Genomic DNA, 25,853 nt, shown 5'->3' with positions numbered 1-25,853 from the left:
GAGACCCCTCGGTCCTGAACGGATGATCAGGCAACTGCGATCCGGGCTTGCTGGCTGGGCTCGAACTCGCACTTCAGTCGACAGGAGTTCACGTTCAACGCCGAGAGGATGATCACGATCTCCTCGACCTGCTCCTGCGACAGGTCGGCGACGTGGTGGGCCCAGTGGATGATATCAAGGTTCTCATCCATGCTCATCAGTCGCGAGAGGATGGGCTGGAGCAAGGGGGACTCCCTCAGTGCCGACTTCAGGATCCCGAAGTTGGTCTCGACCAGCTCCTGCCAGAAGATGTCGCCCTCCAGGTGCTCGAGCCATCGGCACCGGACGAACATGGGCCAGTAGTTCTTGATCCACTGGCGGATCGCCCATTCCCCCCGGTCGTAGCCGGCCTTCTCGCTCTCATACCACTTGTAACGGTTCGCCTCCTCGAGCGCGAGCAGTTGCAAACTCCGCTGGGCTTCCGGATAGACCTTGAATGTCGGCTTCGACCAACCAGCGTGCATCGATACCTCCGGGGAAGAGACCGGCACCGTATCGGGCAAGACAGCGAGACACTCCTGACTCCCTCACTCCTTGACGGCTCGGAACGTTAGAGCACTCAGCTTATCCTGCACCTATTCTAAATACTCCATTCCCAGGAATGTCGTGAATCGGGGGCTTCGAATTCTGCCAGAACCTAGGGGCTGTCGAGGATCTGTCGAGAATAGTCCATTCGTTGTCCGCACGCAAGCAAGTCGCCTGCCGGAGCCCGGAAATTCGCAGCGTGTCGATCGTAAGTTTGTGGGAGGCAGGGTATTGGGGTGGTTTACGGGGGAGGCCCGTCAGGGCGGGGCGGAGGTTCTTTGGGACGATCCGGATCATTTCAGCGCGGTCGCGAACCAGGCCAGGGACTGTCCGACGAGCGCGGCGACACCGGCCGGGCCGGCGGCGAACGGCCCGAGCGTCTCCTCGCCGACGGCCCTCCAGCGGACCCGGCCGTCGAAGCTCGTGCAGATCAGGTGGACCCCTTTTCGGACGATGCGCAACGGCACGTTGCGCTCGTCGATGGTGAAAACGTCATTGGATGTCCCGCTGGCTCCCCCCTCGGCGCGGACGGTGCCGGATCGATCGAAGGCCTGCACCCGGCCATCCGCGGCGGCGGCGATCCCGAACGGCCCGGCCCGGCACAGGGACCAGCCCTCCCAGGAGAGCCCGCGCGACCAGAGGATCTTGCCGCGGAGGTCGTGGCCGGAGAGCGTCTGCGATCGCCGGCCGAGCGTGATCCAGACCACCCCGGACTGGGTGGCCTCCGGCGCCTCGATCAGAAGGGGCGGGTCCGAGGGATCGAACGTGGCGCCGATCGAGGGCTCGCCGGCCGGGTCGAAGACCATCAGCTCGCCCGCGTTGGTGGTGAGCGCCGCGAATCCCTCCGGGCCGATCGCCAGGTCCTCCACCGGGCTCCTCAGCTCGCGTTTCCAGATCCAGCGTCCCGACGGGGTGACGCGGCCGACCCGGTCTCGTTCCTGCACGGTGGCCAGCCCGAACGAATCGGGACGGATCGCCAGGTGCGTCAGCTCGACCAGGCTCACGTCGACCCGCCGTTGGGTGCTCCGCCGCAGGTCCACCAGCACGATCGAGCGATCGGTCGCCGCGGCCAGCCAGCCCGGCGCGGACCGGAGGATCCGGCCGACGCCGGTCATCTCCGGGCCCTTCCCCAGCCTCTCTCCGCCGGTGCTGAACAGCTCCAGCTTGTGAGGGCTCGTGAACATCGCCACGCAGGCGGGGTCCTCGGTCACGGCCATTACCGCCGTCTCGGCCTGCTCGTCGGACGAGACCGCCCGGACCGTCCAGTCGGGACGCCGGACCGATCCCGAGGTGGTGCGGGGGCCGCCGTCTCCGCCACCGCCACCGCCCCCCCCTGCCCTCGCACTCGTCCCGGCCGCGGAACCCGACCGTCCCTTCCCGGATCCCGGCCCGGCGCCGAAGAGGTCCAGCCGGACGATCTCTCCGGTCGAGTGCCCGTAGAGGACATACCGGCCCAGGGGATCGATCTCGAGCGCGATCGGGGGGCGGGCCAGGTGGGTCCGCCACCGGACGTTCCCGGCCGAGTTCATGATCGCGAGCTCCCCTTCCAGGGTCGCCGCCGCGATCGTCCGGCCGGGAAAGTCCGGCACCGCGTGGGAGACCGTGCCCCCCAGGTGGTAGGAGCCCTCGTTCCGCCCATTCAGGTCGAACCGCTGGATGCCGTGCGTGAAGCAGCTCGCCAGGACCATCGAGCCGTCCCCGCTCACCGTGAGCCGGCCCACGTTGGACAGGAGACGATCCTGCCAGGCGAGCTCCGGGTCGAGCCGCCCCGCCCCGCGGCCGTCGGCCAGCTCCACCCCCACCAGCATCCCGAAGGCCGCCGCGCCGATCAGGAAGGGTCGATCCGGCACGAACGCCAGGTGGGCAATCGGCTGGATCGTCTCCAGCCGCCCCGCCCCGCCGCCGTACCGATTGAGGAAGTTCACCGCCCCGGACCGCGTCCCGACCGCCACGTACCGGCCGTGGGGGTCGATTGCCAGGAAGGTGGCCTCCGACGGGGCGGGCCGCTCCGCCTCGATCTCGAAATCCGCGTTCAGGAGCACGAGGCTCCCGTCCGACCCCTCGCCGACCAGGGCGATCAGCGATCCCTCCGCGCTCACCGCGCCGGCCACGATCGCCTGGGGCACCCGCGAGATCGAGAGCGTCTCCCCCTGGGCGTTCAGCAGATAGAGCTGCCCCCCCTCATCCCAGGCGACGATCCGCCCCGCCTCGTACGCGAACGCCATCCCCTTGAGCGGCGCCTCGGTGAGGATCGTCCACGCCTGCTCCGGCTCCAGCTTCGTCGAGGTCCGTCCGCTCATCTCGGGCATCGAGTCCCAGCCTCCCCTCGCCGGCCTGGCGGGCATCACGTCCCCTGATCCTCCCTTTCCTCCCCCCGAAAGGCAAGCCTCGCCGGCCGATACGCCCGAGCCCCGCGCCCATTCCCCCGCGCCGGCCCCCTCGGCGTGCGAGGATCCAGGCGACTCCTCGGCCTGCTGGCCGAAGCTCCCCACGCTGACCATCTCGACCACCCGGAGGTGCATCGATCCCGGCCGGCCTCCTGCCCCGGCCGAGGTGCCAGGCCAGGGCCCCTCGATCGGACCGGATCGGGACCATCCCAGATCCTGAGGGCGGTTCAGGACACTCCCGGCCGCGGCGCAGAGGCTCGGGGTGGCCGTGGTGGAACACCACGGGACCGCCTCGTCCCCGGAGCAAAGTCCGTCCGGCGTGACCGCTTGCCTCACCGCGGTGTCGCTGTGCTTCCACCCCGGCCAGCCCACAGCCGCTTTGTGCCAACTGTCAAACGCCCCACGCCCTGCCTCCCAGCAATTCGGGACGGTGCCAGCGGATCCGGAGCCGTTCGGCGTGTTGATCTCGGACTCGCCACCGACATCGAATTGGGTTCGCTCGTCGGACGGCGATTCCGGGTCATCGGTCGTAACTCCTTTTCTGTCTTCGACCTGACACGTTTCCTCGGGCGCGCCTGTTTCCTCGGCCGGCTCGCTCTGAAGGCTCGCGGCATGCCTCGCCTCCTTGCGGAGTCGGCAGAGCTCGTCGAGGACCTCCATCAGCTCCCGGCTCATCGCCGCGACCTCTCGCCTCGGTCCCTCGAGCTCGGCCTCCGCGAGGAACGCCGCGTCGTCGTCGCCACCGGTTTCCTCCTCCGCCCCGTCCAGGGCCTCGATCCGCCCGAGCTCGTCATCGATGACCCGCAGCAGGAACGTCCAGGCCGCATCGGCCGACTTCGGCGGCGGCCCCAGCTCACGCCAGGAGAGCGACTCGATCAGGAAGTCTTCGGCCCCCGCCTCTTTCCTCCCGTCCCTTCCTCCTCGCCCCTCGCCCCTCGTCCCTCGCCCCTCCGCCGCGGCCCGCGCGGCGGCGAAGTACGCTTCGCAGCCGGCCATGCCTTTGGGATCGAGCGCATTGCAGGCCCGGAAGACGGCGTTGATCAGCGGGTCGATGGTCACGTCCCAGGAATCACCGCCGAGGAATCGCACGAACTGATGCCGCTCGGGAAGGCCGATCTCGCCCCCCAGCCGGATCCAGTCGCGGAGCGTCCGCCAGTGGCCGCGGAGCGTCAGCCGCCCCGCCTCGGACTTCTCCAGCTCGGCGATGATCGCCGTGGCCCGCTCCCTGGGATCGTCCACCCAGCCGGTCCACGCCAGGAGCTTTTTCGTAAGGACCTCGACCCGTTCGCGATTGGGTTCGTTCGTCGCGGGCGACGGCTTCCGCGACCCCTTCGGTTTCGCCGTAACCTTTGCCAGGAAGGCGGATTCCGACTTCTCGGCCTGCTCGATCTTCCAGGAGAGCTCGGCGGCTTTTGCCAGCAACTCGCGTTCGTGGTCGCTGGTGCCGAGGCCCGCGTCCCTGAGGTAGTCCGCGGTCTTATGCTCCATCCCCCGGGGATCGGCGCCCCGGGCCTTCGGCAGCGCTCTGTCCTTCCGACTCCTCGACGCAACCTGGACCCTGGTCTTCATCGCCGGCCGCCTTCGCGTTGGGTGCACTGGTTGGTGCGCGCAGCATCGCGCGCTCGCCTATTCAGTACAGTCCAGAAAAAGGGCCGGCCAGTTTCACCAAAATCGGAAATCGTGGAAGAATGTCCTCGGGGCGTGCGACGTGGAGGGGCTCCCCTCATGGTGGAGAGCGGAACCGTCCCAGGGGTGTCTACCTAGGCTTGACGGAGGTGCTTTCCCCGTCGCCCTGACTTCTCTATCTTGGGTAGGGCCCACTGATACCCGCACAATTCTCAACTGATCTTGTCCAAAACTAATGGAGCCAGTAACTTAGGAGATCGCGCGAGGAGTAGTCAAGGCGGATGGAGGCGGGTAGATGCCGGAAGAATACCTTCTTGAAAGAGCTATTGCAAAACGAGCTCGTGCGGATCGCGAAGCAGCAATCCTAAAGACTTCGTATGACTCAATCTGGAATTACTTAGAGGCGAATTACTATCCATGGGTTCAGGCGAATTGTCCCTATTTCACCGACCATGGTGAGGCACACATCCGGTCCGTAATCAACTCGGCCGGTGAGCTTTCCCAGAAGTGGCTCGAGTTCAAGAAGGGGCAGCCTTACCTTACAGCCCTGGACATCTACTTGATCCTCACGGCCATCCTCTGGCACGACGTCGGGATGGTCATCGACCGCGCGACTCATGCCGAACTCGTCTACAAAATGACCGATGAGGTCTCCGAGTTCTTCCCAAACCCGCCGGTTAAGAACCTGGTTTCTCGTATCGCGCAGGCTCATAAGGGCGCATCATCTCTCAACTCACTGAAGGTGGACGACCTGTGCACGATCAAAGGCTCCGCGTACACCGTGAACACCGCGATGCTCGCGGCCATCGTCCGCTTCGCCGACGAAATCTCTGAGAATCACACGAGGGCGAGCCGACAGGTTCTCGCCACTGTCCCGGAAGATCAGAAGATCTATTGGCTTTACGCTCTTTCCGTCGCCTCGTGCATCGCCGTGCCCAAACGAGAGCGCGTTGTCGTCGACTACCAGTTCGACGCGGACAAGGTGGTGTCGCGCTGGCCCGATCGGGACTTTGAGAGCTTCCGGTCCCCAGAGGACAAGAAGATCGACGTTCTGACGTACGCTCTGTGCCGGCTCGAAAAGATGAACAACGAGCGCGAATATTGCTTGCGCAACTTCATCGCGATCGCGCCAATTCGAGAAATTGAGGCACGATTCTCGATCATCAAAGATGGCCGGCCGCTTGCAGGCTTTGAACCGCAGGCGATCATCCTCAAGGGCGGTGGCATGGACGCCGGAGGATACCCTTCGATCCCGATCGTCCGCGACTTCTTCAATAACCATCCTAGTTGGAAGATTGAGGCCGTGGTGGGAGCAATAGGGACATGAGCGAATCGCCTGCGAACCCCTCCGGCTCCGGATCCCTCAGCGGCAACCCATTCGTCGTCGAGAGCCCCGAGAAGCTCAGCCCCGAGCAGACGGTATCGCTCTTCGTCAAGGATTACACACGGCTCGAAACCGTTCGGCAACGGCGCCACACCTTCGTTTGGGGGTCGCGGGGCTCAGGCAAGAGCATGATGCTTCGTTTTCTCGAGCCACAATGCCAGGCGATCGCCGAAGGGTCCCACGACGCCGTGTTCCGGCAGCGAGACGCCTTCCTCGCCGTCTACTGCCCCTGTAAAGAAGGTCATTTCAATAAATCTGAACTCGAACATATTGATGAAGATTCGTCAGCCGTGTTGAGCGAGCACCTCCTGAATATCTCGATCGCGTATAACGTCATCTTTTGCCTCAACGAGCAATTCCCTGCGGAGTACTTCGAACTCGCCGAGTGCTCTAAGTTGGCGATGAGCGTCTCTCGGTTATTCGACCCGGCTTCAATCGCAGGTTCGGCGAAGGAGGCGAAGGAACTCGCGGACGTGAAGAGCGAGCCATTTACGTGGCTTGAGCAATTGCTCTCTGCTGAAATCCGAAAAATCAGCAGCTTCCTACGCGAGCGATGCTTGAAGGGGTCGCGCGCGAACTATAAGGGCGCGACGAGCGGCTACCACGACTTCTTGCTGCCCTTCCTAAAGATAGTGGGCGGGCTGCGGCGTCTTGGCAAGGCATCGATCTATGTCCTTATCGATGACGCCGACCGGTTGACGAAGCATCAGCAGAGTATCGTGAATAATTGGATCGCCAACCGCGACCAAGCCACCCTCTGTGTCAAAGTTTCCGCCCAGAGGGAATCTTATAAGACTTTCTTCACGCCAAGAGGTGGACTGATCGAGCAACCGCACGACTTCTCGGAAGTCGACGTTGAGGAGCTTTATACGACCAAGAAGACGGACTACTACAAGAAGATCGCCCTCATCTCACAGCGGCGCCTCATATTATCCGACGTGCCGACGAAGGAGATCGAGAAGTTCCTTCCGGCATCGGAATCCGAAGAGAAGCTGTTCGAGCAGGTGAGGGAAGAGACTGCGAAGGAATGGGAGACGCGCAAACGCCAGGACAAGTCTGATTACGTCTATCGCTATGCCAAGGCCCGTCTGTTCCAGAAGCTCAAGGCGAGGAAGATCGACAAGAGCTACGCCGGATTCCAGAACCTAGTCGATCTCTCCTCCGGGATCGTCCGCGAGTTCCTCGAGCCGTGCTATCTGATGTTCGACACGCTCGTGGCCCAGGGCAAAGACGCCGCGGATATCGCCGAGATCCCGGTCGAGCTTCAGAATCGTGTCATAAATAAATACTCAAAAGATGTTCTCATTGATCGAATCGAGGACATTAAGAAAGACATGCCAAGCCCCGGGTCCTCACTGCCCGACAAGCTCCGCGCTTTGGTCGAATCGCTGGGACTGACATTCTACAACCTGCTCCACGACCCCGATTCAAAACAACCGCGGCTGTTTTCGTTCTTGATAACCGGGCCCGTGCCGGGGGAGTTGGGCGATGTCCTCGATCTCGGCGTACGATATCGATTCTTTCTCGCTCCAACCTCCCAGGGTGGAAAATCGGGTGGGGGACAGAATCCGCTTTATATTTTGAACCGCCGACTGTGCCCTGCCTACAAGCTCGACCCGAGTGGTTTCGAGGGGAGGCTCACGATCTCCCCTGACCTTCTGCGGATCGCGTGCGAAGACCCTCGCCGGTTCGTGCGGCTGAGGCTGAAGGATGATCCCGAAGCCGGCAAATTGCCGCTCTTCGAGGATGAAGAAGACGCGGCGGAGGCCGGCCAATGAGGACGCTGTTCGATGAATTCAAGGCTGGGGGCGGCCTAACCACGATTGTGCCGGGGCAGCCAGACGACCTTCTGCTCGTCGCGTACAGCTTCGAGCCTCGGTCTTTGGCTGTCGTCGAGTGCTTGTCCGACTCCTACGAAGCGAATCTGGGCGTCATCTACAACAATCAAGAAATCGTGAGCATCGAAAACGGGGGCCCCCCTATCTCCAGCTATGACGAGCTCCGCTTCGGGATCGCCGCGCGATGCCGGGAGGTGCGTCAGGCGCAGGGCAGCTTGGTGCGCCCAGGAGTGCAGCTCGAGACGTTTACGAAGATCTTTACTCGGCGAGGATTCGACAGAGAGTCGGTCAGATCGATCACACTAGACGCCACCTCTTTCAACCGCGAGACGCTGCTGATGCTCCTGGGGATTATAGAGTTCGCCTTCCCCAAGGCGCGCATCAGGGTCTTTTACGTCTCTCCCGTCACCTACGGCGATTGGCTGAGCGCGGGCTTCAAGCAAGTGAGGAATGTGATCGGGCTCGCGGGGCTACAGATCCCCGGTCGCAAGACGCTCCTCGTGCTGCTTTACGGCTTCGAGCACCAGCGTGCCCTCAAAGCCATCGAGGAGTATGAGCCCGCCAAAGTCCTTCTCGGATTCGGAGGGACGCCCACGGAGATCGAGTTTCTGAAACGAAATCTCGAGGAACTGGACAAGGTCCAGAAGAAACTCGTGCTCTCGCAGCAGGAGGTGATGGAGTTCGAATTCCGAGCTGACAGCATCGCGCATTGCGCCAAACAGCTCGAAGAGGTGATCAGACGCGAACTCGACTCGTACAACGTCGTCATGGCCCCAATGAGCACGAAGCTTTCGACCATCGCGACTTATGTGGTAGCGCGAAAGCATCCCCAGATCCAGGTGGCCTACTGCGTCCCTGGAGAGTACAACACTCAAAGTTACTCGGACGGAACCAAATCCGTCTTCACAGAGGAACTCACGTTGTCATAGTCAAGGTCAGGATGACGACATGCCGCAAAGGAATGCAGGCCCCGTCGCGATCGATCTCTTTGCCGGGGCCGGAGGACTCAGCCTCGGCTTCGAATTGGCGGGATTCTCGATCGCGCTAGCCTTGGAGAAGGCCAGCGGCGCGGCGGCGACTTATCGCCGAAACCATCCGGATGCTGTCCTGGTGGAGGAAGATATCCGGGACATCGAGCCTGCTCGTTGCTTGGCTGACGCCGGCATTAATCTTGATGACGTCGATGCTCTGGTCTGCGGCCTACCCTGCCAAGGATTCTCCGAATCGAACCGGCGCACCAGAAACATGGATAACCCGCGCAATCACCTTTACGCTGACGTTCTGCGATTCGTCGCCGCGCTCCGGCCGAAGTGCGTGATCGTCGAGAACGTCGCCGGCATGAGAACTATGGCTGGCGGGGCTGTGATCCATAGGATCGTCGAGGCCTGCGAGAGGCAGGGGTACGCGATGGCTACGTTCGAGCTCAACGCCGCGGATTTCGGCGTGCCGCAGTTCAGACGTCGACTCTTCATCGTCGGGATTCGGGGACCCGCGCTGACGTCACCCGAGCCGACCCACGGCACCCCCTCGAATCCATACGTCACCGTCCGCCAGGCGATCCATGACCTACCGGTGTTGCGAACCGGGTGCGATGTTGACCGCCTTCGTTACCGGCGCGTGAGCGAACTGAGCTCCTACCAGAAAAGGATGAGAGCGGAGTCGTCGCGCGATCAGTTGGTTAGCGGGAACTGGGTTACGAAAAACAGCCCCGACGTGCTGGAGCGGTTTCGGTATGTGGGGAGAGGGCAGAACTGGGAGGTGATACCTGCTCACCTGATGCTAAACCTCAGGAACCCCTCGCTCTGCCATACAGGCTACTATTACCGGCTCCAATGGGACGAGCCGTCGAAGGTCGTTGGCAATTTCCGAAAGAACATGCTCATCCACCCGAGCCAAAACCGGACACTATCGGTTCGCGAGGCGGCTCGGCTGCAGTCCTTCCCGGACAACTATGAGTTCCTCGGGGCAAAACAGGTCCGGCAGCAACAGGTCGCCGATGCCGTCCCACCCCTGCTCGCGAAGGCTGTCGCCAACGTCGTCATACGGGGTCTTGGGCAAAGTAGGCTCCCGACTAGCTCGGCACTCGCCAGGTCCGCCTGAGACCTATTTGATGTCCAACCGCTTCTTCTTTTCCTCCCACTCCGCTTGCTCTCGCTTGTTGTCGGTGACGAGGGGCTGGCCAGTCCGAAGGGCCTCGATCTCGAGCCGCGACAAGCGAATCGAGTGCAGGTTGTAATCGAGGAAGGCTTCAGCCGCGATCGGGATGATCGGCTGGATGAGTGCGAACATCGCGTTCGCGTAATCGCGGATTTCCTGCTGCGCGTGAGGGTCCATGCGCAATGACAAGAAGTGGAAGAGGTTGTGTAGATCGATCTTCCAATACCACTCCGTATAGACGCTAAGAGGCAAGCCCATCCGGGCCAACTCTCGCGAGACGCCTCCCTCCAACGCCTTCTCGTAGCCGGCGTACTGGGCCCGCTCCGTCTCTTCTAGATAGCGCAGGAACTCTTCGGCCGTCGAAACGTCGGCCAGTTCATCTCCCCCCTGGCGGTTCGTCTTGCTCTGCTGGCGGACGCCTTCCATTGAGGGCCGGTAGAAGCGGTCTTTGACCACGGAGTAGCGCGCCGAGTACTCGTTGACGTTTGCCGTTCGGTGCCTGATCCACTGCCGGGCTACGAAGATAGGCATGACGTGGTGGAACTTGAACTCCACCATCTCGAAGGGCGTTGTGTGCCGGTGACGGGACAGATAGCGGATCAACCCGCGGTCCTCGTTCACCTGCTTGGTCCCCTCCCCGTAACTGACCCTCGCCGCTTGCACGATCGCGAAGTCTGCGGTCTTCCCTACGGGGACGAAGCGCGGCATCACGTCAAGAAGGGCCACCAGTCCATGGTCGTGGATTTTCACCTCCCAACGAGCCGAACCGCCCATAACGTCGGACACCTCCGACTCGGGCGGCTTCTTCTGGATCGTCACCTCCTCAACTTGCGAGTCTCTGCCCATGAAGGATCCTCCCAGCCCATGATAAATACGGGCGTACAGATGCCGTTGATGATAATGACCTACAGGGCGCCGGAGGAGGGTATTCCTGCCCTAAAGACCGACCAAGCTCCGCCATCATCCCCGCTTCGTATTCTAGGGACAAGGAGTATCGTTCGGCCGTGATCATGACGAGCAAGCCGAGTCGTTCGGTATAAGATCTTTTCGGGAAAGCGGTTCGATCTCTCGATTGAGATACCGGGTAGCCTTTTTCAAGTCCTTGGAAAACATCGAAGAGACATCGAAGGCCAGGCACCCGAGGGGGCAGTCTGGGCAATGCAGAGGGGAAAGCGGGCAATCCAGTCGGGATTGCCGGCGGTCCGGAGCGGTCGGCGGCCGGCTCGAGGTTCAACGAGGATCGAACGGGGTCGACGACGCGGGGGAACGGGAGAAGGACATTGAATGCCAGGCACTCAAAGCGGGCAGTCTGGGTAATCCAGAGAGGAAAGCGGGACTTTCCCGTCGGGATCGTCAGCGGCCCGGGGCAGTCGGCGGTCGGCTCGAAGTTCAACGTGGAACGAGCGTGGCGGACGACGCGAGGGCCCGGGCGGGTCTGGAGCGGCTGGGAGCCGACGGCGGGCGGCGGAGAGGGATCGGACCAGGACCGGGGCGGGCGGCATCGAAGGCAAGGCACTCAAAGCGGGGCATCGAATGCCAGGCACTCAAAGCGAAAGGGCATCAAATGCCAAAGGGCATCAAATGCCAGGCACTCAAAGCGGAGGCCAATCAAAGGCCAGGCACCCAAAGCGCCATGTCTGGGAAAGCCTAACTGCCCCCACCGTCCACGGCCGCGCCCGGTTCGGCCTGCTTGCGCTTCCGCTTCAGGAGCCCCTGGACCTGGATTTCCCAATCGTCGCCCAAGGCGCTGGCGAACCAGGTTCGCATGGACGGCTGGACGTTTCCCAACCCGGCGACTCGCAACGGGTGCAGGAGCGGCGACAGGTCGAGCGTCATCCCCCCGATGAAATCCTCGAAGCCCGGCGCGATCACGTTCCACTCGCGCTCGGCCGAACCGAACTCCCGGTCACCCCTCGGGACGACGACGGCCGCGCGGTGCAGGTCGTACCAGACCCACGCGTTCTTGCCGAAGTCCAGCAGCAGCGGCAGGTACCCGTCGGGCAGCCCCATGCCGCGATAGCGAAGGACATGACCGATGATCGAGGCGGGAAAGGGGTGGACGCCGGAATCCGGCCCGATGTTGGTCGCGACGAAATGCGAGTATGCTTTCGGCTTGCCCGTCCGCGTCAGGACCTCGTACCGGTAGTAGAGCACCGAGTCACGGAGCGTCGCCAGGAACTCCACCACGTCGTCCGGGATCGGGGCGGCGAACAGCTCCCTCAGCCGGGCGCGATCGTTCGAGGATTCGCCGACCCGGTCGTGCCGAAAGCCGATCAGTTGCCGGTAGCGCGGTAGCCGTTCCATCCGTCGTCACCCCCCCGCCGAAGGACACAACTGAGCAGTCGGCGCCGCTGTGCGAGCTAGAAAGCACATGAAGCGAACACGGGGCCACGGCCCGTCGCGACGTCTCGCGCTTCGCGACACCAGATGGCAGGACTCACGCTCTTTCCCGGTAGGCCGGATCGATCGCGTGGTGAACTCGCCACCTCTCGTCCGTCACGTGATCCGATGGAACACCTTGAATTCGTCACCCGTCCGGAAGACCTCGATCCAGGGCTCCGACTCGGCATTCGTCCAGTGAACGGCAACGAAGGCCACAACGGCAACGAAGGCCAGGCACCCAAAGAGGTCAACGGCAACGAAGGCCAGGCACCCAAAGAGGTTAGTCTGGGGAATGCACAGATGAAAAGAGGGGCGATCCGGTCGGGATTGTCGGCGAACCATGTCGTTGGGAGTCGACGAGCCGCTCGGGAGGTGTCCTCTCCCACTTCCCCAAATCCTCTATCTTGAAGGCGTTCCCACTCATGTCCATGCGACGAGAAGCTCCGAAAAGCTTCGGCCAGGCTCGCGAGAATTATCGCCGATCTCCCGTATGGCAAGCGATCAAGACCAAGGGCTGATGAAGGCCAGGCGGGATCACGTCGGATCCCGATGGAAGTGGATGCCGGCGTCCGGGGATCCATGGCCCACGACGGCGCGTCGGATACTCCATCCCCCTGGCGACCCCGAGACACCTCAGGCTCCCATGGTCGCGGGGGGGGCTCGGAAGGTCATCTTCGGCTGCCTCGCCTGGTATCTGGCCGTGCTGGGCCTGCTGCTCCTGCTCTCGGCCTTCGCGCCTCGCCAGGCCGCGGAGGAACGCAACTCTCCGGGCGGCCCCAATCCCGTCACCGTTGCGCCCCCAGAGGGCTCGTCGCATCACGAGTAGGCGGAGACCCGTGACCAGCTCCGGACCAGCCCGGTCCTGCGGCCACGGATCTGTCCGGCGGATCGACGTAATCCCTGGACCGCAAATCATTTGTGGACAGCCATCGGGTGCGGTTGCCGCGGGTTTGTCCGCGGATCCGGGGCACCCATGCACGTGCACCAATCGACAAGTCGGGCGGTCGAATTACGGCAGGCCGGGTGCGATCCGACGATGAAACGCCGCGTTGGCCGCGGCGGTCAGCAAGAAGACGAACGCGGCGACGAAGAAGAGGCTGCTGAGGCCCCACAGGATCGGCACGAAGGTCGCCAGGACCGCCCCCAGGCCCGCCCCGATGGAATCGAGCGCGAAGACGGCCAGGGGATTCCGGGCGGTCTGATCGAAGAGCGCGGGGAAGTAGGTCCCGGTGGCCATGGCGACCGGCGATGCGGCCAGGAGGACCCCGGCGAGCGGGAGCCGCTGGCTCGCCAGGAGGAGGACCCCAAGCCCCAGCACGGCCGCGGCCAGCAACCACCGCCTGGGTACGCTCGCCCCGATCAGGCTTCCCAGGCCCGTGAGGCAGAGGAAGGAGACCACCGCGATCGCGAGCGCGTCCTCGTAGACGAACATGCGGCGGAAGAGGGCGAGCACGAGCGCGTGTTCGATCAGGATGAAGTTCGCCCCGATCAGGACCGCCATCGCGCCGACGGAGGCGAATGAGCGGCCGGGGACCCTCGGGTCCCCGCGCCGTCTGAGCGCCCACCAGACCGCGATCCCGGCCGCCGCCGTCAGCCCGCCGGCGAGTTCGAAGAGCGTCCAGACCTGCCGGATCGAGAGGATGTACCGCACGTTCCCCGCCAGGAACGGGCGGTCGTCGGTGATCGGGACGAAGCCGGGGTCGGGCGGCACCTCGTACGCTTCCGGCCGGTATGCGGAGGCGCCGGGGACGGCGGGGTCCAGGTGCATCGACGCCGCCACCTCGTCGGCCGCGGGTAGCGTCGCGGACGGGTCTCGACGGGCCAGGATCAGCCACTCGACCTCGTTGCGGTACGCGGCCACGGGCATCTCCAGCGCGCGCAGGGTCTGCACGTACTGGGCCGTCAGCACGCCCTTCTTGTCGAGCCCCCGCGGGTACCAGATGGCCAGGACGCCGCGCTCGCTGAGGTGGTCCCGCAGCAGGCGATGGGCTTCGAACGTCCGCACCATGTTGCCCGGCTCGATCATCATCTGGGCGTAGCCGCCGACGCTCGGCAGGTAGATGAGGTCGAACCGCTCCGCCGAGCGCTCGAAGTAGCCCCGCGCCTCGGCCCGGATCGGCCGCACCCCGGGCGCCTCGTAGACCCGGCCGAAGGCCCGCAGCAGGTGCCCGGGGCCGCGGATCGCCTCGAACACCGCCGGCTCCAGCTCGATGGCCGCCACCGAGCGATCGCCCAGGCGCTCGGCCAGCCGCACCTGCCTCCCCCCGCCCGCACCGATGATCGCGATCGAGGCGACGGGGGGCGTTCGCAGGATGGGGACGGCCCCAAGGCTCGGGCCCGTGAAGCCCATCCGGGGGCTATATTCCCACTGGAACATGTCATTGTAGAAGCCGTAATACGACGAGCCCCCCGGCGCCTCCAGGATCTCGCAGAGGCTGTACTGGCCCCACCGCTGGAAGACGGGGCGGCAGCCCATGGAGGCCTCGAAGTCGTAGGTTGAAAGGTTTCCTCGTCCCTTGCAGAGCGAGAGGAACCGGCCCTCGAGCCCGGGGGCCGCCAGCATCAGGAGCAGCACGACGGACTCGGCCACCGCCATTCGACGCGAGCGGCCCCCCGCATCGAGCACGGCCAGCGTCGCGGCAAGGGCGAGGAAGGCGAGCAACTGGATGCGCGCCATCCCCAGCGTCGGCAAGGCCACGCGGAGGAACAGGTAGGCGGCGGCCGCCCCGAACAGCGCCAGCGCATAGACGGCGCGCATCCGGCCGCCGAGCCGCGATCTCCCGTACTGATAGCCGAGGTACTCGCACATCCCGTACGCGGCGAAGAACGGCAGGAAGAGCCCGACGAAGACGGCGATCTGCCCGACCAGCCGCGACACCTCGATGTCGAAGAGGTGGGCCCGTAGGTAGTCGAATCGATGTGCCAGGAGGCAGCAACCGACCGACGCCAGCATCGTCGCCTGCAGGCCCCACAGGCTCCCCAGCAACGACCGCCGCCCCGCCGGCAGGCAATAGGCGGCGACGAACGCGCCGAGAGGGAACCCGATGAAGAGCAGGTCGAAGAACAGCGACGGCATGATGAAGAAGCTGAGCAGCTTGAAGATCGAGAGCGTGAAAAGCGCCGATCCGAACGAGAGCCCGAACAGCCCTGCGGCGATCGCGGCCCCCGTGCCGACGGGCGGCGATGCGCTCGCAGATTCGCGGCGAAGCGAGGTTTGGAGCATCGGACGGTGATTCACGACGAGTGGACGAGAAAGAATCGCAAGTGGGGATGGAGTCAGTCTCAACGCTCGGTGCCCCCGACGCAAGACCCTAGAGCGTGTTATGCACCTATTGCCCGTAACGGGCCAGGCATCGAAGGCCACAGGCATCGAAGGCCAGGCACCCAAGGAGGGAAGTCTGGGTCATGCACCGATGAAACGGTGGGCTATCCGATCGGGATTGCCGGCGCACCATGTCGTTCGGAATCGACGAGACGCCGGGAAGGCGTTCTCTCCCACTCCTCCAACTCCTCTATCACGGTGCATGGCCACTCATGGCGCTCATGGCGCGCGGCGTAAGTTGATTTGGCGCCGAGCCGTGTTCACATATGGCAATTTGACGGCTCGATCGGTGCGGCCTAGTGTTCGATGAGGCATCGAAAAGCCCTGCCCTCGCGTCCGCTCAATCCCACCGCCCGGTAACCTGCCACCTACGAGCGATGTTATGGAGATTCTGATCGTCGACGACCAGCGGACGACCTGCCTGGCATTAGCCTGGAAGCTGGTCAAGATGCACCACGTCCCGCGCGTGGCGACCTCGGCCGAGGAGGCGTGGGCCTTGCTCGAGGGGAACGACTGGAGGCTCGTCATCACGGACTGGGTCATGCCCGGGATGAGCGGCACGGACCTCTGCCGACGCATCCGGTCGCGAGTCGATCGGCCCTACGTCTACACGATGATGCTGACCGGGCTGACCGGCCGCGAGAACCGCCTGGAGGGCCTCGAGTCCGGGGCCGACGACTTCCTCACCAAGCCCGTCGACTTCGAAGAGCTGGCCGTCCGGCTGTCCGTCGCCCGGCGCATCCTGGCGGTCCAGGCCGACCTGGAGGCGAAGAACTTCCTGCTCAAGGCGATGGCCAGCACGGATCCGCTGACCGGGCTGGCCAACCGCCGGTCCCTCCACGCCGCCGCGGAGGGCCTGGCCGAGCGGGGGACCGCGGAATCCCCGCACTCGCTGGTGATGCTGGACGTGGATCGCTTCAAGTCCTTCAACGACGAATTCGGGCACGGCGCCGGGGACGAGGTGCTGCGATCCGTGCCGGGAATCATCCGATCCTCGGTCCGTACCGATGACCTCGTGGCGCGGACCGGAGGCGAGGAGTTCGTCGTGTTCCTCCCCGAGACGAGCGGCGGCAAGGCCGATGGGCTCGCCGAAGGCATCCGTTCCTCCATCGCCTCGCACGACTGGCCGTGCCGCCCGATCACGGTCAGCGCGGGAGTCGCCACGACCCGCCTGGCATGGGAGCCGACGGCCATGCCGGGCCTCATGGAAGAAGCGGACCAGGCGCTGTACCATTCCAAGCGATCGGGTCGAAATCGCGTGACCCACTCGAGCCAGATGCTTCCCTCACCCCATTTCGCGTGCGCTTGAAGGCGACACCGGCCACGACGCCAGCCGAGGAAAAAGACCGAAGGCCAGAAGACCGAAGGCCAGGCACCCAAAGCGGGTGGACCGGGCAATGCAGAGAGGAAGGCGGAGCAATCCAGCGGGAATTGACGGTGGCCCGGGGCGGTCGGCGGCCGGCTCGACGTTCAACGAGGGACGAGCGGGGCGGACGACGCGAGGGAACGGGCGGGTGAGGAGCGGCTCGGAACCGGCGGCGGGCGGCGGGGAGGGATCGGACCAGGACCGGGGCGTGAGGTCCCAGGGCCGGCGGCCTTATCGGCCGCTGCCGGAGGGGGAGGACTCGGCGATGGGGCGCTCAGGGGCCGGCCGCGAGGCTCATCGGGCCGGGTGCGAAGGGCGCGGGGAGGGGCGCCGCAAAAGCCGGCCGGCGAGGCGGTCGAGGCGGCAACTCGCGGCCCAGCCGGGCCGGCGGCTGAGGGCCTCGAGGATGTCCCGCCAGTGCGAACCATCCAGGCCCAGGCGGACGAAGCTCGAGGCCGCCTCGCGCGGCAAGGATGCCTTGCCGGCGCGATCGAAGCGGGCGGCAATGTCGACCAGTTGCAAGTGGTTAGCCAGCGTGTAGCCCGGGGCCAGGCCGTAGCGGGCCCCCGGCACGCCGCGATCGTCGGTCGGCGAGAGCCACAGGCCGTACTCGAGACGGCGGTCATCGGCTGCAGACGTCGCGCCGTCGCCCGCGCATGATCGTGGTCGAGCCGCGGGCGGAAGGAGGTTTACTCGGCCTGCTCGGGTGTGGCCGCGATGCCGGCGGCGACCGGGTTGAGGTCGATGGTGACGCCGACGGCCAGCAGGGCCTCCCGGTCGCGGACCGCCGCGCCGCGGAAGCGGCCCTCCCAGAAGGCGCCGGTGCAGCCGTCCTCGCGGTTGCACTCGGCCTGGACCTGCCGGGCACCGCACGGGCGGCCGAACAATCGCGAGCTCTCTGGAGAGAGCTGCCAACCGTCGGCCCCGGATCCGAGGCGACCGATCAGGTAGCCGAACAATCGCGATCGCTCTGGAGAGACCTGCCGACGATCGGCTTCGGAATGGTCCTCATCGTGGCCCGGGGGCTGGTTGACGAGCAGCAAGCCGAGGCCACGCGCCTGACGTGGGAGTCAGCGGCTCCCGCCCCGACCCGCCGGGGCACCCCCTGTGGTATCATCGTCCGCTCGACGACGAAGCTCGTTCGTGACCATCGATCCAGCGTGAGACCGAGTCATCCCGCCGTCGGGGAGGAGAAGCCAGCGATGTCCGAGTCGGTCCAGGTTCCGTTGTTACGCTCCCTCGCGAGGATCGACCGTCCCGGGACGTTCTGCGCGAGTGGCCGACTGCCGGCGACGTTTCCCGGGCTCAAGGTCGAGGGCGTCGGGCCGGTTGCCCTGCCGCTCGAGAAGGCACAGGCGACGGCGCTGAAGAAGGCCGCCCACCAGGCCCCCTACGGCAAGGGGACGGAGACCGTCGTCGATACGAAGGTCCGGAGAGTCTGGGAAATTGACGCGGAGCACGTCAAGCTGACGAACCCCGAGTGGGCGGCCATCCTGGTCGACGCCGTCAAGGCGGCGAAGACCGAGCTCGGGCTGGATCGGCAGAAGCTGTCCGCCCACCTCTACAAGCTGCTCCTCTACGAGAAGGGGAGCTTCTTCCTGCCCCACCGCGACGGCGAGAAGCTCGACCGGATGGTCGCCACGCTGATCATCGCGCTGCCCTCGGAGCACAAGGGAGGCGAGCTCGTCGTCCGCCACGACGGCCGGGAGCAGGTCGTCAACTTCGCCCCGGATTCGTCGTTCCAGACGCAGTTCGCCGCCTTCTACGCCGACTGCGAGCATGAGGTCCGCCCCGTGACGGAGGGATTCCGACTCGCCCTGGTCTACAACCTGACGCTCGAGGCGACGAAGGCCAAGTCGAAATCGAAGGCGACGATCAAGGCCCCGAGGAACTCCGATCACGTCGCCGAGATCACGCCCTTGCTGGCCGCCTGGGCTCGCGAGCGGCAGACGTCGAGGGCCCGCGAGGACGGCGAATCCGATCCGTCGAAGCTGGCGATCCTCCTCGATCACAAGTACTCGAAGGCCGGCCTGACGTACGAGACGCTCAAGGGAGCCGACCGGGCCCGGGCCGACGTCCTCTTCGCGGCGGCTCGGGAGGCCGGCTGCGACGCGTCCCTCGCCCTCGTGACGTACTGGGAGAGCGGCGCGGCCGAGGGCGAGGACGACTTCGGATACGGCTACGGCCGGCGCCGATGGTACAACCGCTACGATGAAAAGGAGGATACGGACTCGGGCAGCGAGCACGTCATGGGGGAAGTCTATGACACCAGCCTGACCGCGGAGCAGTTCAGCGACGCCGAGGGCAAGCCGCTGGCGTATGGCGAGATCCCCCTGAAAGAGTCGGAAATCGTCTCCGATGAGGCGATCAAGGATCGCGACCCGGACGAGGAGGACTACGAAGGCTACACCGGCAACGCGGGCATGACGCTGGATCGCTGGTATCATCGGGCCGCGGTCATGGTCTGGCCGACGGCATGGCGATTCGACGTTCTTTGCGAGGCCGGGGTCGAGGCCGCGGTCGGCGGGCTGGAGCCGATGGTCCTCCGCTGGGAGAAGGCCGGCAAGGCGGAGAAGGCCGCCCTCAAGCCCGAGTGCCAGGAGTTTGCCGGCCGGATCATCGCCAACTGGCCGGAGAGGAAGCGAGCAGGCGACCGACAGAGTCCTTCTTACCGTCGCCGTTCCCTCGCGGACTACGGCATGGCCCCGGCGGAGAAAAAGCAGCCCCGCTCGTTGCTCGCGCTGGTCGGAGACCTGGCGGACGTCTCGCTGATCTCCGCGTGGATCCGCGGTGTCCTCGCCCGGGACGCCACCGCCAATCCGGGAGAGGTCCTCGGCACCCTGCTCCGGAAGCACGGCTGGGCCGCGTTCCGCGACGACCTGACCGCGCTGTATCAGGAGACCACGAGGGAGACGCTGGAACGGCATGCGGAATTGCTCGCGGATTGGTCCCTCCGCGAGGACGATAACGAGGCCCGGCTCGAACTTTGCTCCGAACTGGCCGGCGAGCTCGTCAGGTTCGTCGAGGGATGGAAGCCGGACAAGGGCAACGACTGGCAAGCCCGGACCGTCGATCTCCGCCGGCTGCTGAAATCGCTCCTGGAATCCCTCGTCGCGCTGGGGAAGGAGGATCTCCTGGATCGACTGGTCACTTACGTCCTCGATCGGCCGAAGGACTTCAACCTGACGTCGGTGCAGGTCCCGACGCTGATCGATACGGACTCGTGGTTGAGGAAGCGGGTCAACCGCCCCTCGCCGGCGCTGCATCGCTGGCAGACGGCCGTCGTTGAGGAGCTGGAGCGACGGAAGGCCGAACCACCGAAGGAACCTTCGGACTGGCGGCGAGGTTCCGAAACAGGCTGTCGGTGTGAAGACTGCAAGACGCTCCGTCAATTCCTCGACGACCCGACGACCGGCACGCTCCGCCTGCCTCTCGCCAAGGCCCGGCGTCAGCACCTGCACGGGATCATCGACAGTAACGCGCTGGACACGACCCACGTCACGGAGCACCGGGGCAGCCCGCACGTCCTGGTCCTGACCAAGACCAAGGCGTCCTACGCGAGGGCCCTCGCGGCCTATCGCGTCGACCTCGAGCAACTCGAAAAGGCGCGATCCCTGGTCGAATGGGCGGAGTCGATCGCTTCCCCGAAGGCCGGGGCGAAGAAAGGTCGATCGACGAAGGCGACGAAGAAGAAGCCCGGCTGATCGGACGGAATCAAGGGAGGAGAGTTTCCGCCACGTATCGGGATGGTGGGAGAAAGTGATCCATACATAAAACAAGATGAACAAGGATAAGACACGACCTCACTTCGGCTTCAGGGCCCTGCGAGCTCGACGGTTCATCCGGCCGCCCAGAGATTGTGTGGGAGCCCTGGGTGAGCGATCGTCCCGGGCGACCCGGCCCAGGGTCCTGACCCCCAATGCTCCTTCCAGGGCTTGCGACGTCAAGAAGGAAACGCGCGGAGTCTGCTCATGAAACGCCTTCTCACCCTTGCGCTTCTCTGGAACCTGACGGCGCCTGCGCTCGCCTCGGCGGACGAGCCCGTTCCGATTGGCACGCGGCGCGAGCTGTTCGTGGACGACTCGCTGGTGGAGCGGCTCGTCGGCCGCGCCGAATTGCGGCTGCACCATCCGACTCCCCGCGAGGTGGCCCTGGAGACCGGCGAGCCGTGGGAGGGGAACGCGACCAACTACGTCACCGTGTTCCAGGATGGGGACGTCTACCGGATGTACTATCGCGGCAGCCACGCCTCGTACCTGGGCGGCAAGGACCGGCCCAGCACGCGCGACGTGTACTGCTATGCGGAGAGCCGCGACGGGATTCGCTGGTCGAAGCCGGCGCTGGGACTCTTCGCCTGGAACGGCTCGACCCGGAACAACATCGTCTGGGACGGAGTCGGGTCGCATGCCTTCTCGCCGTTTCGCGACGCCAATCCTCGGTGCCCGGCCGAGGCGAAGTACAAGGCGCTCGGCGTCGGCGGCGAGAAGCCCGGGTTGTATGTGTTCCGGTCGGCCGACGCGATCCATTGGTCGCTGATGCGTCCCGATCCGGTGATCACGAAGGGGGCCTTCGACTCGCAGAACCTGGCGTTCTGGGACGCCGACCGCGGCGAGTATCGCGAGTACCATCGCGACTTCCGCGAGGGCCGCGACATCCGCACTTCGAGGTCGGCGGATTTCCTGGAGTGGTCCGAACCGGAGTTCATCAGCTATTCGGCCAACATCGATCCGGGCCACCGCGTCGACCCGCGGGCCGATGTCAAGGATCCGGTCGGCGAGGCGTACCCGTTCGGGCGAGTCAGCGAGCTGTACACGAATCAGGTCGCGCCCTACTTTCGCGCGCCGCACCTGCTGCTCGGGTTCCCGACGCGCTACATCGACCGCGGCTGGACCGAGTCGGCCAGGGCCCTGCCCCGTTACGATTACCGGCAGGTGCGGGCGAAGGCCTCGCGGCGCGAAGGAACGGCGGTGACCGACGGCATGTTCATCACCAGCCGGGACCGCCGGCGATTCTCGGTCTGGCCGGAGTCGTTCCTGAGGCCCGGCCTGCGGACCCGCGACAGTTGGTTCTACGGCGACACCTATCAGAACTGGGGCCTGGTCGAGACCGCGTCCGCCATCGCCGACACCCCGCCGGAGCTCTCTCTCTACGTCACCGAGCGCACGCTCCAGGAGACCGGGGGCGTGCTGCGGCGGTACACCCTGCGTCTCGACGGGTTCGTCTCGTTGCACGCCCCCCTCGTCGGCGGCGAACTCGTCACCAGGCCGCTTGCGTTCTCGGGGGCCCGGTTGACGCTCAACATCTCGACGTCCGCGGCCGGCTCCGTCCGCGTCGAGGTCCAGGATCGCGACGGCAAACCCCTGTCGGGCTTCGCCCTGGCCGATTGCGAACCTGTCTACGGCGACGCGCTGGAGCTCGCGGTCGGCTGGAAGGGGAACCCCGATCTCGGATCGCTCGCGGGGAAGACGGTCCGGCTCCGCTTCGAGATCAAGGATGCCGACCTCTATTCCTATCGTTTCCATTGATGAAATGGTGGCGGGCGGCCAGGCACCCGAAAGGTGAATCCAGGATCGTCGAGCCGTTCGGGCCGTGCATGCCCCTGTTCTCCTGAATGCTCCGACCCGGGGGCGTGGCCGCTGATTCGCTGCTGGTGGCCACCGATGCCCTCCACCGTCGCGACTGATGCCTTCAGGTTCACCGTGCGACCATCTTGGCAACAGGAATCGAAGGCGATATAAGTGAGTTAGTTTACAAGAATGAATTCGCGGAGTTCGCTTATTTAGTGGTTGCCATCATCCCGCCCCCGCCACCGCCTTCCGGTCCAGATACCGTTCGACGAGCCGCCTCAGATGGCTCGTGTCGTTGTCTCTGACCTCCACGCCGAGGTGCGGGTCCACGATGTTCTGGGCTTCGGACGCCTTGATCCCGAGGACGTCCATCATGGGCGGGTCGCTGCCGTCGTCGGTGACGAGGAAGAAGGCGGTCACCGGGTTCTGCTGGCCCTCGCGGTCCAGCCGCCAGATGCACTGGGCATGGATTCCCGGAGACCAATCGAGCTCGCCGAAGATCCCCGTGCAGCAACGGAGCTGGAGCCCGTCGACCCCGGCTCCGCTCCGCAGCGACATGATGAGGATGTCGGTCTCACCTTCAAGAAACCGTCTCTTTGCAGCCTCTTTCCTGGAAGCGGACTCCGATCCCGTGTACATGGCGGGCTTCAAGTCCCGCAGCGCCTGGTTCCAGATTGCATAGACTTCCCGGTGCCAGCCCCAGAGCACGACCGCTTCCCCGGCCTCGACCATGAGGCGGGCGAACGCCGCGACGGTCCTGGCCTTGGCCACTCCCGTGGTCTGGCGCATCATGATGTCGAGCTCGCGGGCGGCATTTCCGCGCTCGACGAAACTCGCCGTGGTCGCCTTGATGGCCAGGGCCCTGGCCAGGTCCTCGACGGCGGCGACGGCTCTCCCGTCGTAGTCGATGTGCTCGACGACGCGTGAGACCTTCGGCAGTTGCTGCCCGACGTCCGATTTCAGCCTGCGGATCATCGCGTACTGCTCGCGCAGGTAGGTCCCCAGGGCCTTCGGGTCCTTGATCCGGTACTTGCCGTTCCCGATGGCGTCGCACCACTCGCGCTCGAAGTCGGGCCACGATCCCAGGACCGAGTCGTCGATGAACTGCATGATGTGCCACATCTCGTCGCCGTGGTTGTAGATCGGGGTTGCGGTAAGCCCGAGGTGGAAGTCGGTATGGGCGGAAAGAACCTTGCACGCCGCTCCCTTCCCGGTGCCCGCACCGGTCCGCAGCGACTGGGGCTCGTCGTAGGTGACGGACTTGAAGAACCCCGTGGCGAAGATGTTCGCCCATCCGGCGACCTGGCTGATCCGGTAGACGTAGGCGTCGGCCTCGGGGAGGTTGTAGGGGCTGCCCTTCTTGATCAGGTGGACTCGCAGGTGGGTGAAGGCCTCGATCTTCTCCTTCCACTGCCGCTGCATGTGTGCGTCGCAGACGACCGCGGCCGGAAGCGAGCCCGGTTCGGCGACCATGAAGCCCGCGGCGGTGTATGTCTTTCCGAGGCCTCCCTCGTCGCCGAGGAGCAGGCGGCCACGCCGCCTCAGGACTTCGATCGCCTGCCACTGGTACGGCCGGAGCTGCTGGCCTTCCCGGAGCTGGGCGGAGCCGGAGGGGGCGTAGTCCGGCATCAGGATGCGTTCCATCTCGGCCTGCCTGGCCCGGAACGCCTCGCGTCCTTCCGACATGGCCGCTCGGTCGGCGTCGGAGATGGCGAGCGGATACCGCTGCATGAACCAGTCGAGGTCGGTATCCGCCGTGAGGGTGTGCGGCAGGTCGTAAGGCGGGATGGCCGCCTTCGGGATGCTCGGGAAAATCTGCTTCAGGCGAATCGAGATGTGCGGCTCCGCCCGGCTGATGACCCACCGCGAGCCGTCGCGGGAGAGAGCGACCGCGCCGTAAACCCTCATAGCCAGGCCTCGCCAAGCTTCACGAAGTATGCATCCTTGCCCTCGATCGAGGCGGGCAGGCCCATGCTGAGGCTCGATGCCAGCAGAAGCGCCTCGATGCGGGGATGCCTGGCGTAGCGGCAGAGCTGGCGGTAGACGTCCCTCTTGCGGGCTCCCCGCAGCTTCAGCTCGAGGCCGATCCCCGAGATCAGGAAGTCGATGATGTCGATCTCGGTGAGCCGGACTTCCCGCTCGAACGGAATTCCGGCCCCGGTGAGCAACCGCTCGACATCGGCCTGGGCCCGCTTCTCGGTGGAGAGGTCGATGCGGGCGGACCGGATCAGGTTGATGACCGTGGGGATCAAGGTTCTCGCCATCCGTGCCTGCCCGTCGAGGTCTGGGACTTCGATTATCCGGGAGCAGGAGGACGACGGATAGGGGAGTTCGGCGGGCTCGGTTCCCCTGGCGTGGTGCAAGTTCGGTCCGCCTCCTCGACCCGGAGGATTGGTGGCCCGGGATTGGTGGCTGGGCACCCCCGTGAAATCCGGAATCATCGAGCCGATCGGGGCGCATTCCGCTCCCTCCCCTGGCTTCTCGATCCCCGATGCGTGGCCAATGATCACCCGATGCCCGTGGCCACCGGTATCTCCCGAGCGGGAGCCGTCCCACCCTTGCCGCCAGGGGCGATCGCCGGCGAAGGTCAGGCGGCGGCGGGCGAAGAAACGGGGTGGGTGATGGGGCCGCCCCCGGGGGCGGCATGAGAGGGTTTCGAATATCGCCGACGGTCGAGGCGAAGATCCTCCTCGAGCACCGATCGGTCGCAGTCTCGACCGGGCTCAATCTTGATCTGGAGTGCCCCGATGCCGAAGCCGAATTTCATGCCTTCCTTCGACTCGGACCTGAGATGGGTCTTCCGGCTCGTTCGCTGGGCTGGACTTGTGGTCGTTTGCGGCGTGGCCATCTTCGTGATCGGATGTCCGTACCTGCACGTCTACCAGCAGCACATGCAGGGCCGTGCCGAGCTCGCGAAGGCTGAGTACTCGAAACAGATCCTCGTGCAGGACGCGAAGGCTCGCCAGGAGTCGGCCGAGTACCTGGCGAAAGCCGAGATCACCCGCGCCGAGGGAGTCGCCAAGGCCAATCAGATCATCGGCGAAAGCCTGAAGGACAACGAGGCGTACCTCCGCTACCTGTGGATCCACAACCTCGAGGAAGGCAACCACGACGTGATTTACGTGCCCACGGAGGCGGGCCTCCCCGTGTTGGAGGCGGGCGGGCGATTCAACGGTCGCGGGTTGGGTTCCGCGGTCGCGACGAAGGACGTCGATCGACCTGAACCGAAGGCGGGATCCTCGGATAGACGATAGGGGATC

18 protein-coding genes are annotated in these 25,853 nt (G+C 65.1%); 9 read left to right on the top strand and 9 right to left on the bottom strand.

Annotated features, from left to right (window positions below; genetic code table 11):
• Positions 1–26: 26 nt before the first annotated feature.
• Both G6O54_RS32485 and G6O54_RS38220 read right to left on the bottom strand, forming a co-directional pair.
• Complete coding sequence (locus G6O54_RS32485) at positions 27–503, bottom strand: hypothetical protein (RefSeq protein ID WP_165233535.1); 477 nt, start codon at positions 501–503, stop codon at positions 27–29.
• A 354-nt stretch (positions 504–857) separates the two neighbouring features.
• Positions 858–4,439: a WD40 repeat domain-containing protein gene (locus tag G6O54_RS38220; RefSeq protein ID WP_250847192.1), complete on the bottom strand. Its 3,582-nt coding sequence runs from the start codon at positions 4,437–4,439 to the stop codon at positions 858–860.
• A gap of 433 nt (positions 4,440–4,872) precedes the next feature.
• Between G6O54_RS38220 and G6O54_RS32475 the strand changes: the two genes are divergently transcribed.
• Genes G6O54_RS32475 through G6O54_RS32460 form a run of 4 tightly spaced genes read left to right on the top strand, consistent with a single transcriptional unit; the run spans position 4,873 to position 9,899 of the window.
• Positions 4,873–5,904, top strand: a complete 1,032-nt coding sequence (locus tag G6O54_RS32475) for an HD domain-containing protein (RefSeq protein WP_165233532.1) — start codon at positions 4,873–4,875, stop codon at positions 5,902–5,904.
• Positions 5,901–7,739, top strand: a complete 1,839-nt coding sequence (locus G6O54_RS32470; protein WP_165233529.1) for an ORC-CDC6 family AAA ATPase — start codon at positions 5,901–5,903, stop codon at positions 7,737–7,739. The genes G6O54_RS32475 and G6O54_RS32470 overlap by 4 nt, the downstream gene beginning before the upstream one ends.
• Positions 7,736–8,728 carry a hypothetical protein gene (locus tag G6O54_RS32465; protein WP_165233526.1) on the top strand — a complete coding sequence of 331 codons (993 nt, stop codon included), beginning with the start codon at positions 7,736–7,738 and terminating at the stop codon, positions 8,726–8,728. The genes G6O54_RS32470 and G6O54_RS32465 overlap by 4 nt, the downstream gene beginning before the upstream one ends.
• 19 nt (positions 8,729–8,747) lie before the next feature.
• On the top strand, positions 8,748–9,899 hold the full coding sequence (locus G6O54_RS32460) for a DNA cytosine methyltransferase (RefSeq protein WP_165233523.1): 1,152 nt from the start codon (positions 8,748–8,750) through the stop codon (positions 9,897–9,899).
• A 3-nt stretch (positions 9,900–9,902) separates the two neighbouring features.
• Here the strand turns inward: G6O54_RS32460 and thyX are convergent, their stop codons facing one another.
• A complete protein-coding gene (gene thyX / locus G6O54_RS32455; protein WP_165233521.1) occupies positions 9,903–10,802 on the bottom strand; it encodes an FAD-dependent thymidylate synthase in 900 nt (299 codons plus the stop codon).
• Positions 10,803–11,603: 801 nt separating this feature from the next.
• On the bottom strand, positions 11,604–12,260 hold the full coding sequence (locus tag G6O54_RS32450; RefSeq protein WP_165233518.1) for a hypothetical protein: 657 nt from the start codon (positions 12,258–12,260) through the stop codon (positions 11,604–11,606).
• 721 nt (positions 12,261–12,981) lie between these two features.
• Between G6O54_RS32450 and G6O54_RS32445 the strand changes: the two genes are divergently transcribed.
• A complete protein-coding gene (locus G6O54_RS32445) occupies positions 12,982–13,164 on the top strand; it encodes a hypothetical protein (RefSeq protein ID WP_165233515.1) in 183 nt (60 codons plus the stop codon).
• A 183-nt stretch (positions 13,165–13,347) separates the two neighbouring features.
• Here G6O54_RS32445 and G6O54_RS32440 read toward each other — a convergent pair whose 3' ends face one another.
• Positions 13,348–15,561, bottom strand: coding sequence for a spermidine synthase family protein (locus tag G6O54_RS32440; protein WP_165233512.1), 2,214 nt, complete (start codon positions 15,559–15,561; stop codon positions 13,348–13,350).
• A 481-nt stretch (positions 15,562–16,042) separates the two neighbouring features.
• On the opposite strand from G6O54_RS32440, the gene G6O54_RS32435 reads away from it, so the two are divergent.
• Positions 16,043–16,969, top strand: coding sequence for a diguanylate cyclase (locus tag G6O54_RS32435; protein WP_165233509.1), 927 nt, complete (start codon positions 16,043–16,045; stop codon positions 16,967–16,969).
• A gap of 351 nt (positions 16,970–17,320) precedes the next feature.
• Here the strand turns inward: G6O54_RS32435 and G6O54_RS32430 are convergent, their stop codons facing one another.
• Together G6O54_RS32430 and G6O54_RS32425 are read right to left on the bottom strand one after the other, a co-directional pair.
• The gene (locus G6O54_RS32430) at positions 17,321–17,599 is read right to left on the bottom strand and encodes a hypothetical protein (protein ID WP_165233490.1); all 279 of its coding nucleotides are present in this window, start codon (positions 17,597–17,599) and stop codon (positions 17,321–17,323) included.
• A 116-nt stretch (positions 17,600–17,715) separates the two neighbouring features.
• Positions 17,716–17,985 carry a hypothetical protein gene (locus G6O54_RS32425; protein WP_165233487.1) on the bottom strand — a complete coding sequence of 90 codons (270 nt, stop codon included), beginning with the start codon at positions 17,983–17,985 and terminating at the stop codon, positions 17,716–17,718.
• A gap of 243 nt (positions 17,986–18,228) precedes the next feature.
• Here G6O54_RS32425 and G6O54_RS32420 point away from each other — a divergent pair, with 243 nt between their 5' ends.
• Both G6O54_RS32420 and G6O54_RS32415 read left to right on the top strand, forming a co-directional pair.
• Positions 18,229–20,730 (top strand): 2OG-Fe(II) oxygenase, encoded by a 2,502-nt coding sequence (locus G6O54_RS32420; protein ID WP_165233484.1) that lies wholly within the window; start codon positions 18,229–18,231, stop codon positions 20,728–20,730.
• A 267-nt stretch (positions 20,731–20,997) separates the two neighbouring features.
• A complete protein-coding gene (locus G6O54_RS32415; protein ID WP_165233481.1) occupies positions 20,998–22,551 on the top strand; it encodes a glycoside hydrolase family protein in 1,554 nt (517 codons plus the stop codon).
• Positions 22,552–22,818: 267 nt separating this feature from the next.
• Here G6O54_RS32415 and G6O54_RS32410 read toward each other — a convergent pair whose 3' ends face one another.
• Positions 22,819–24,501, bottom strand: coding sequence for an SNF2-related protein (locus G6O54_RS32410; RefSeq protein ID WP_165233478.1), 1,683 nt, complete (start codon positions 24,499–24,501; stop codon positions 22,819–22,821).
• Complete coding sequence (locus tag G6O54_RS32405) at positions 24,498–24,857, bottom strand: hypothetical protein (protein ID WP_165233475.1); 360 nt, start codon at positions 24,855–24,857, stop codon at positions 24,498–24,500. The genes G6O54_RS32410 and G6O54_RS32405 overlap by 4 nt, the downstream gene beginning before the upstream one ends.
• Before the next feature lie 483 nt (positions 24,858–25,340).
• On the opposite strand from G6O54_RS32405, the gene G6O54_RS32400 reads away from it, so the two are divergent.
• Entirely contained in the window at positions 25,341–25,847 is a 507-nt protein-coding gene (locus G6O54_RS32400) for an SPFH domain-containing protein (RefSeq protein WP_205679105.1), read from the top strand.
• Positions 25,848–25,853 lie beyond the last annotated feature (6 nt).

This window comes from Aquisphaera insulae (assembly GCF_011064615.1).
GTDB classification, from domain to species: Bacteria; Planctomycetota; Planctomycetia; order Isosphaerales; family Isosphaeraceae; genus Aquisphaera; species Aquisphaera insulae.
Note: the sequence above shows the minus strand (reverse complement) of the source record. Positions and strands in the feature narration are given on the sequence as shown.

What these genes read in the sequence shown, in the direction of transcription:
- G6O54_RS32440 (WP_165233512.1), bottom strand. Translation starts at nt 15,561, where the DNA reads ATGCTCCAAACCTCGCTTCGCCGCGAATCTGCGAGCGCATCGCCGCCC.
- thyX (WP_165233521.1), bottom strand. Translation starts at nt 10,802, where the DNA reads ATGGGCAGAGACTCGCAAGTTGAGGAGGTGACGATCCAGAAGAAGCCG.
- G6O54_RS32420 (WP_165233484.1), top strand. Translation starts at nt 18,229, where the DNA reads ATGTCCGAGTCGGTCCAGGTTCCGTTGTTACGCTCCCTCGCGAGGATC.
- G6O54_RS32445 (WP_165233515.1), top strand. Translation starts at nt 12,982, where the DNA reads ATGGTCGCGGGGGGGGCTCGGAAGGTCATCTTCGGCTGCCTCGCCTGG.
- G6O54_RS32485 (WP_165233535.1), bottom strand. Translation starts at nt 503, where the DNA reads ATGCACGCTGGTTGGTCGAAGCCGACATTCAAGGTCTATCCGGAAGCC.
- G6O54_RS32410 (WP_165233478.1), bottom strand. Translation starts at nt 24,501, where the DNA reads ATGAGGGTTTACGGCGCGGTCGCTCTCTCCCGCGACGGCTCGCGGTGG.
- G6O54_RS32400 (WP_205679105.1), top strand. Translation starts at nt 25,341, where the DNA reads ATGCCGAAGCCGAATTTCATGCCTTCCTTCGACTCGGACCTGAGATGG.
- G6O54_RS32465 (WP_165233526.1), top strand. Translation starts at nt 7,736, where the DNA reads ATGAGGACGCTGTTCGATGAATTCAAGGCTGGGGGCGGCCTAACCACG.
- G6O54_RS32450 (WP_165233518.1), bottom strand. Translation starts at nt 12,260, where the DNA reads ATGGAACGGCTACCGCGCTACCGGCAACTGATCGGCTTTCGGCACGAC.
- G6O54_RS32435 (WP_165233509.1), top strand. Translation starts at nt 16,043, where the DNA reads ATGGAGATTCTGATCGTCGACGACCAGCGGACGACCTGCCTGGCATTA.
- G6O54_RS32460 (WP_165233523.1), top strand. Translation starts at nt 8,748, where the DNA reads ATGCCGCAAAGGAATGCAGGCCCCGTCGCGATCGATCTCTTTGCCGGG.
- G6O54_RS32470 (WP_165233529.1), top strand. Translation starts at nt 5,901, where the DNA reads ATGAGCGAATCGCCTGCGAACCCCTCCGGCTCCGGATCCCTCAGCGGC.
- G6O54_RS32415 (WP_165233481.1), top strand. Translation starts at nt 20,998, where the DNA reads ATGAAACGCCTTCTCACCCTTGCGCTTCTCTGGAACCTGACGGCGCCT.
- G6O54_RS38220 (WP_250847192.1), bottom strand. Translation starts at nt 4,439, where the DNA reads ATGGAGCATAAGACCGCGGACTACCTCAGGGACGCGGGCCTCGGCACC.
- G6O54_RS32405 (WP_165233475.1), bottom strand. Translation starts at nt 24,857, where the DNA reads ATGGCGAGAACCTTGATCCCCACGGTCATCAACCTGATCCGGTCCGCC.
- G6O54_RS32475 (WP_165233532.1), top strand. Translation starts at nt 4,873, where the DNA reads ATGCCGGAAGAATACCTTCTTGAAAGAGCTATTGCAAAACGAGCTCGT.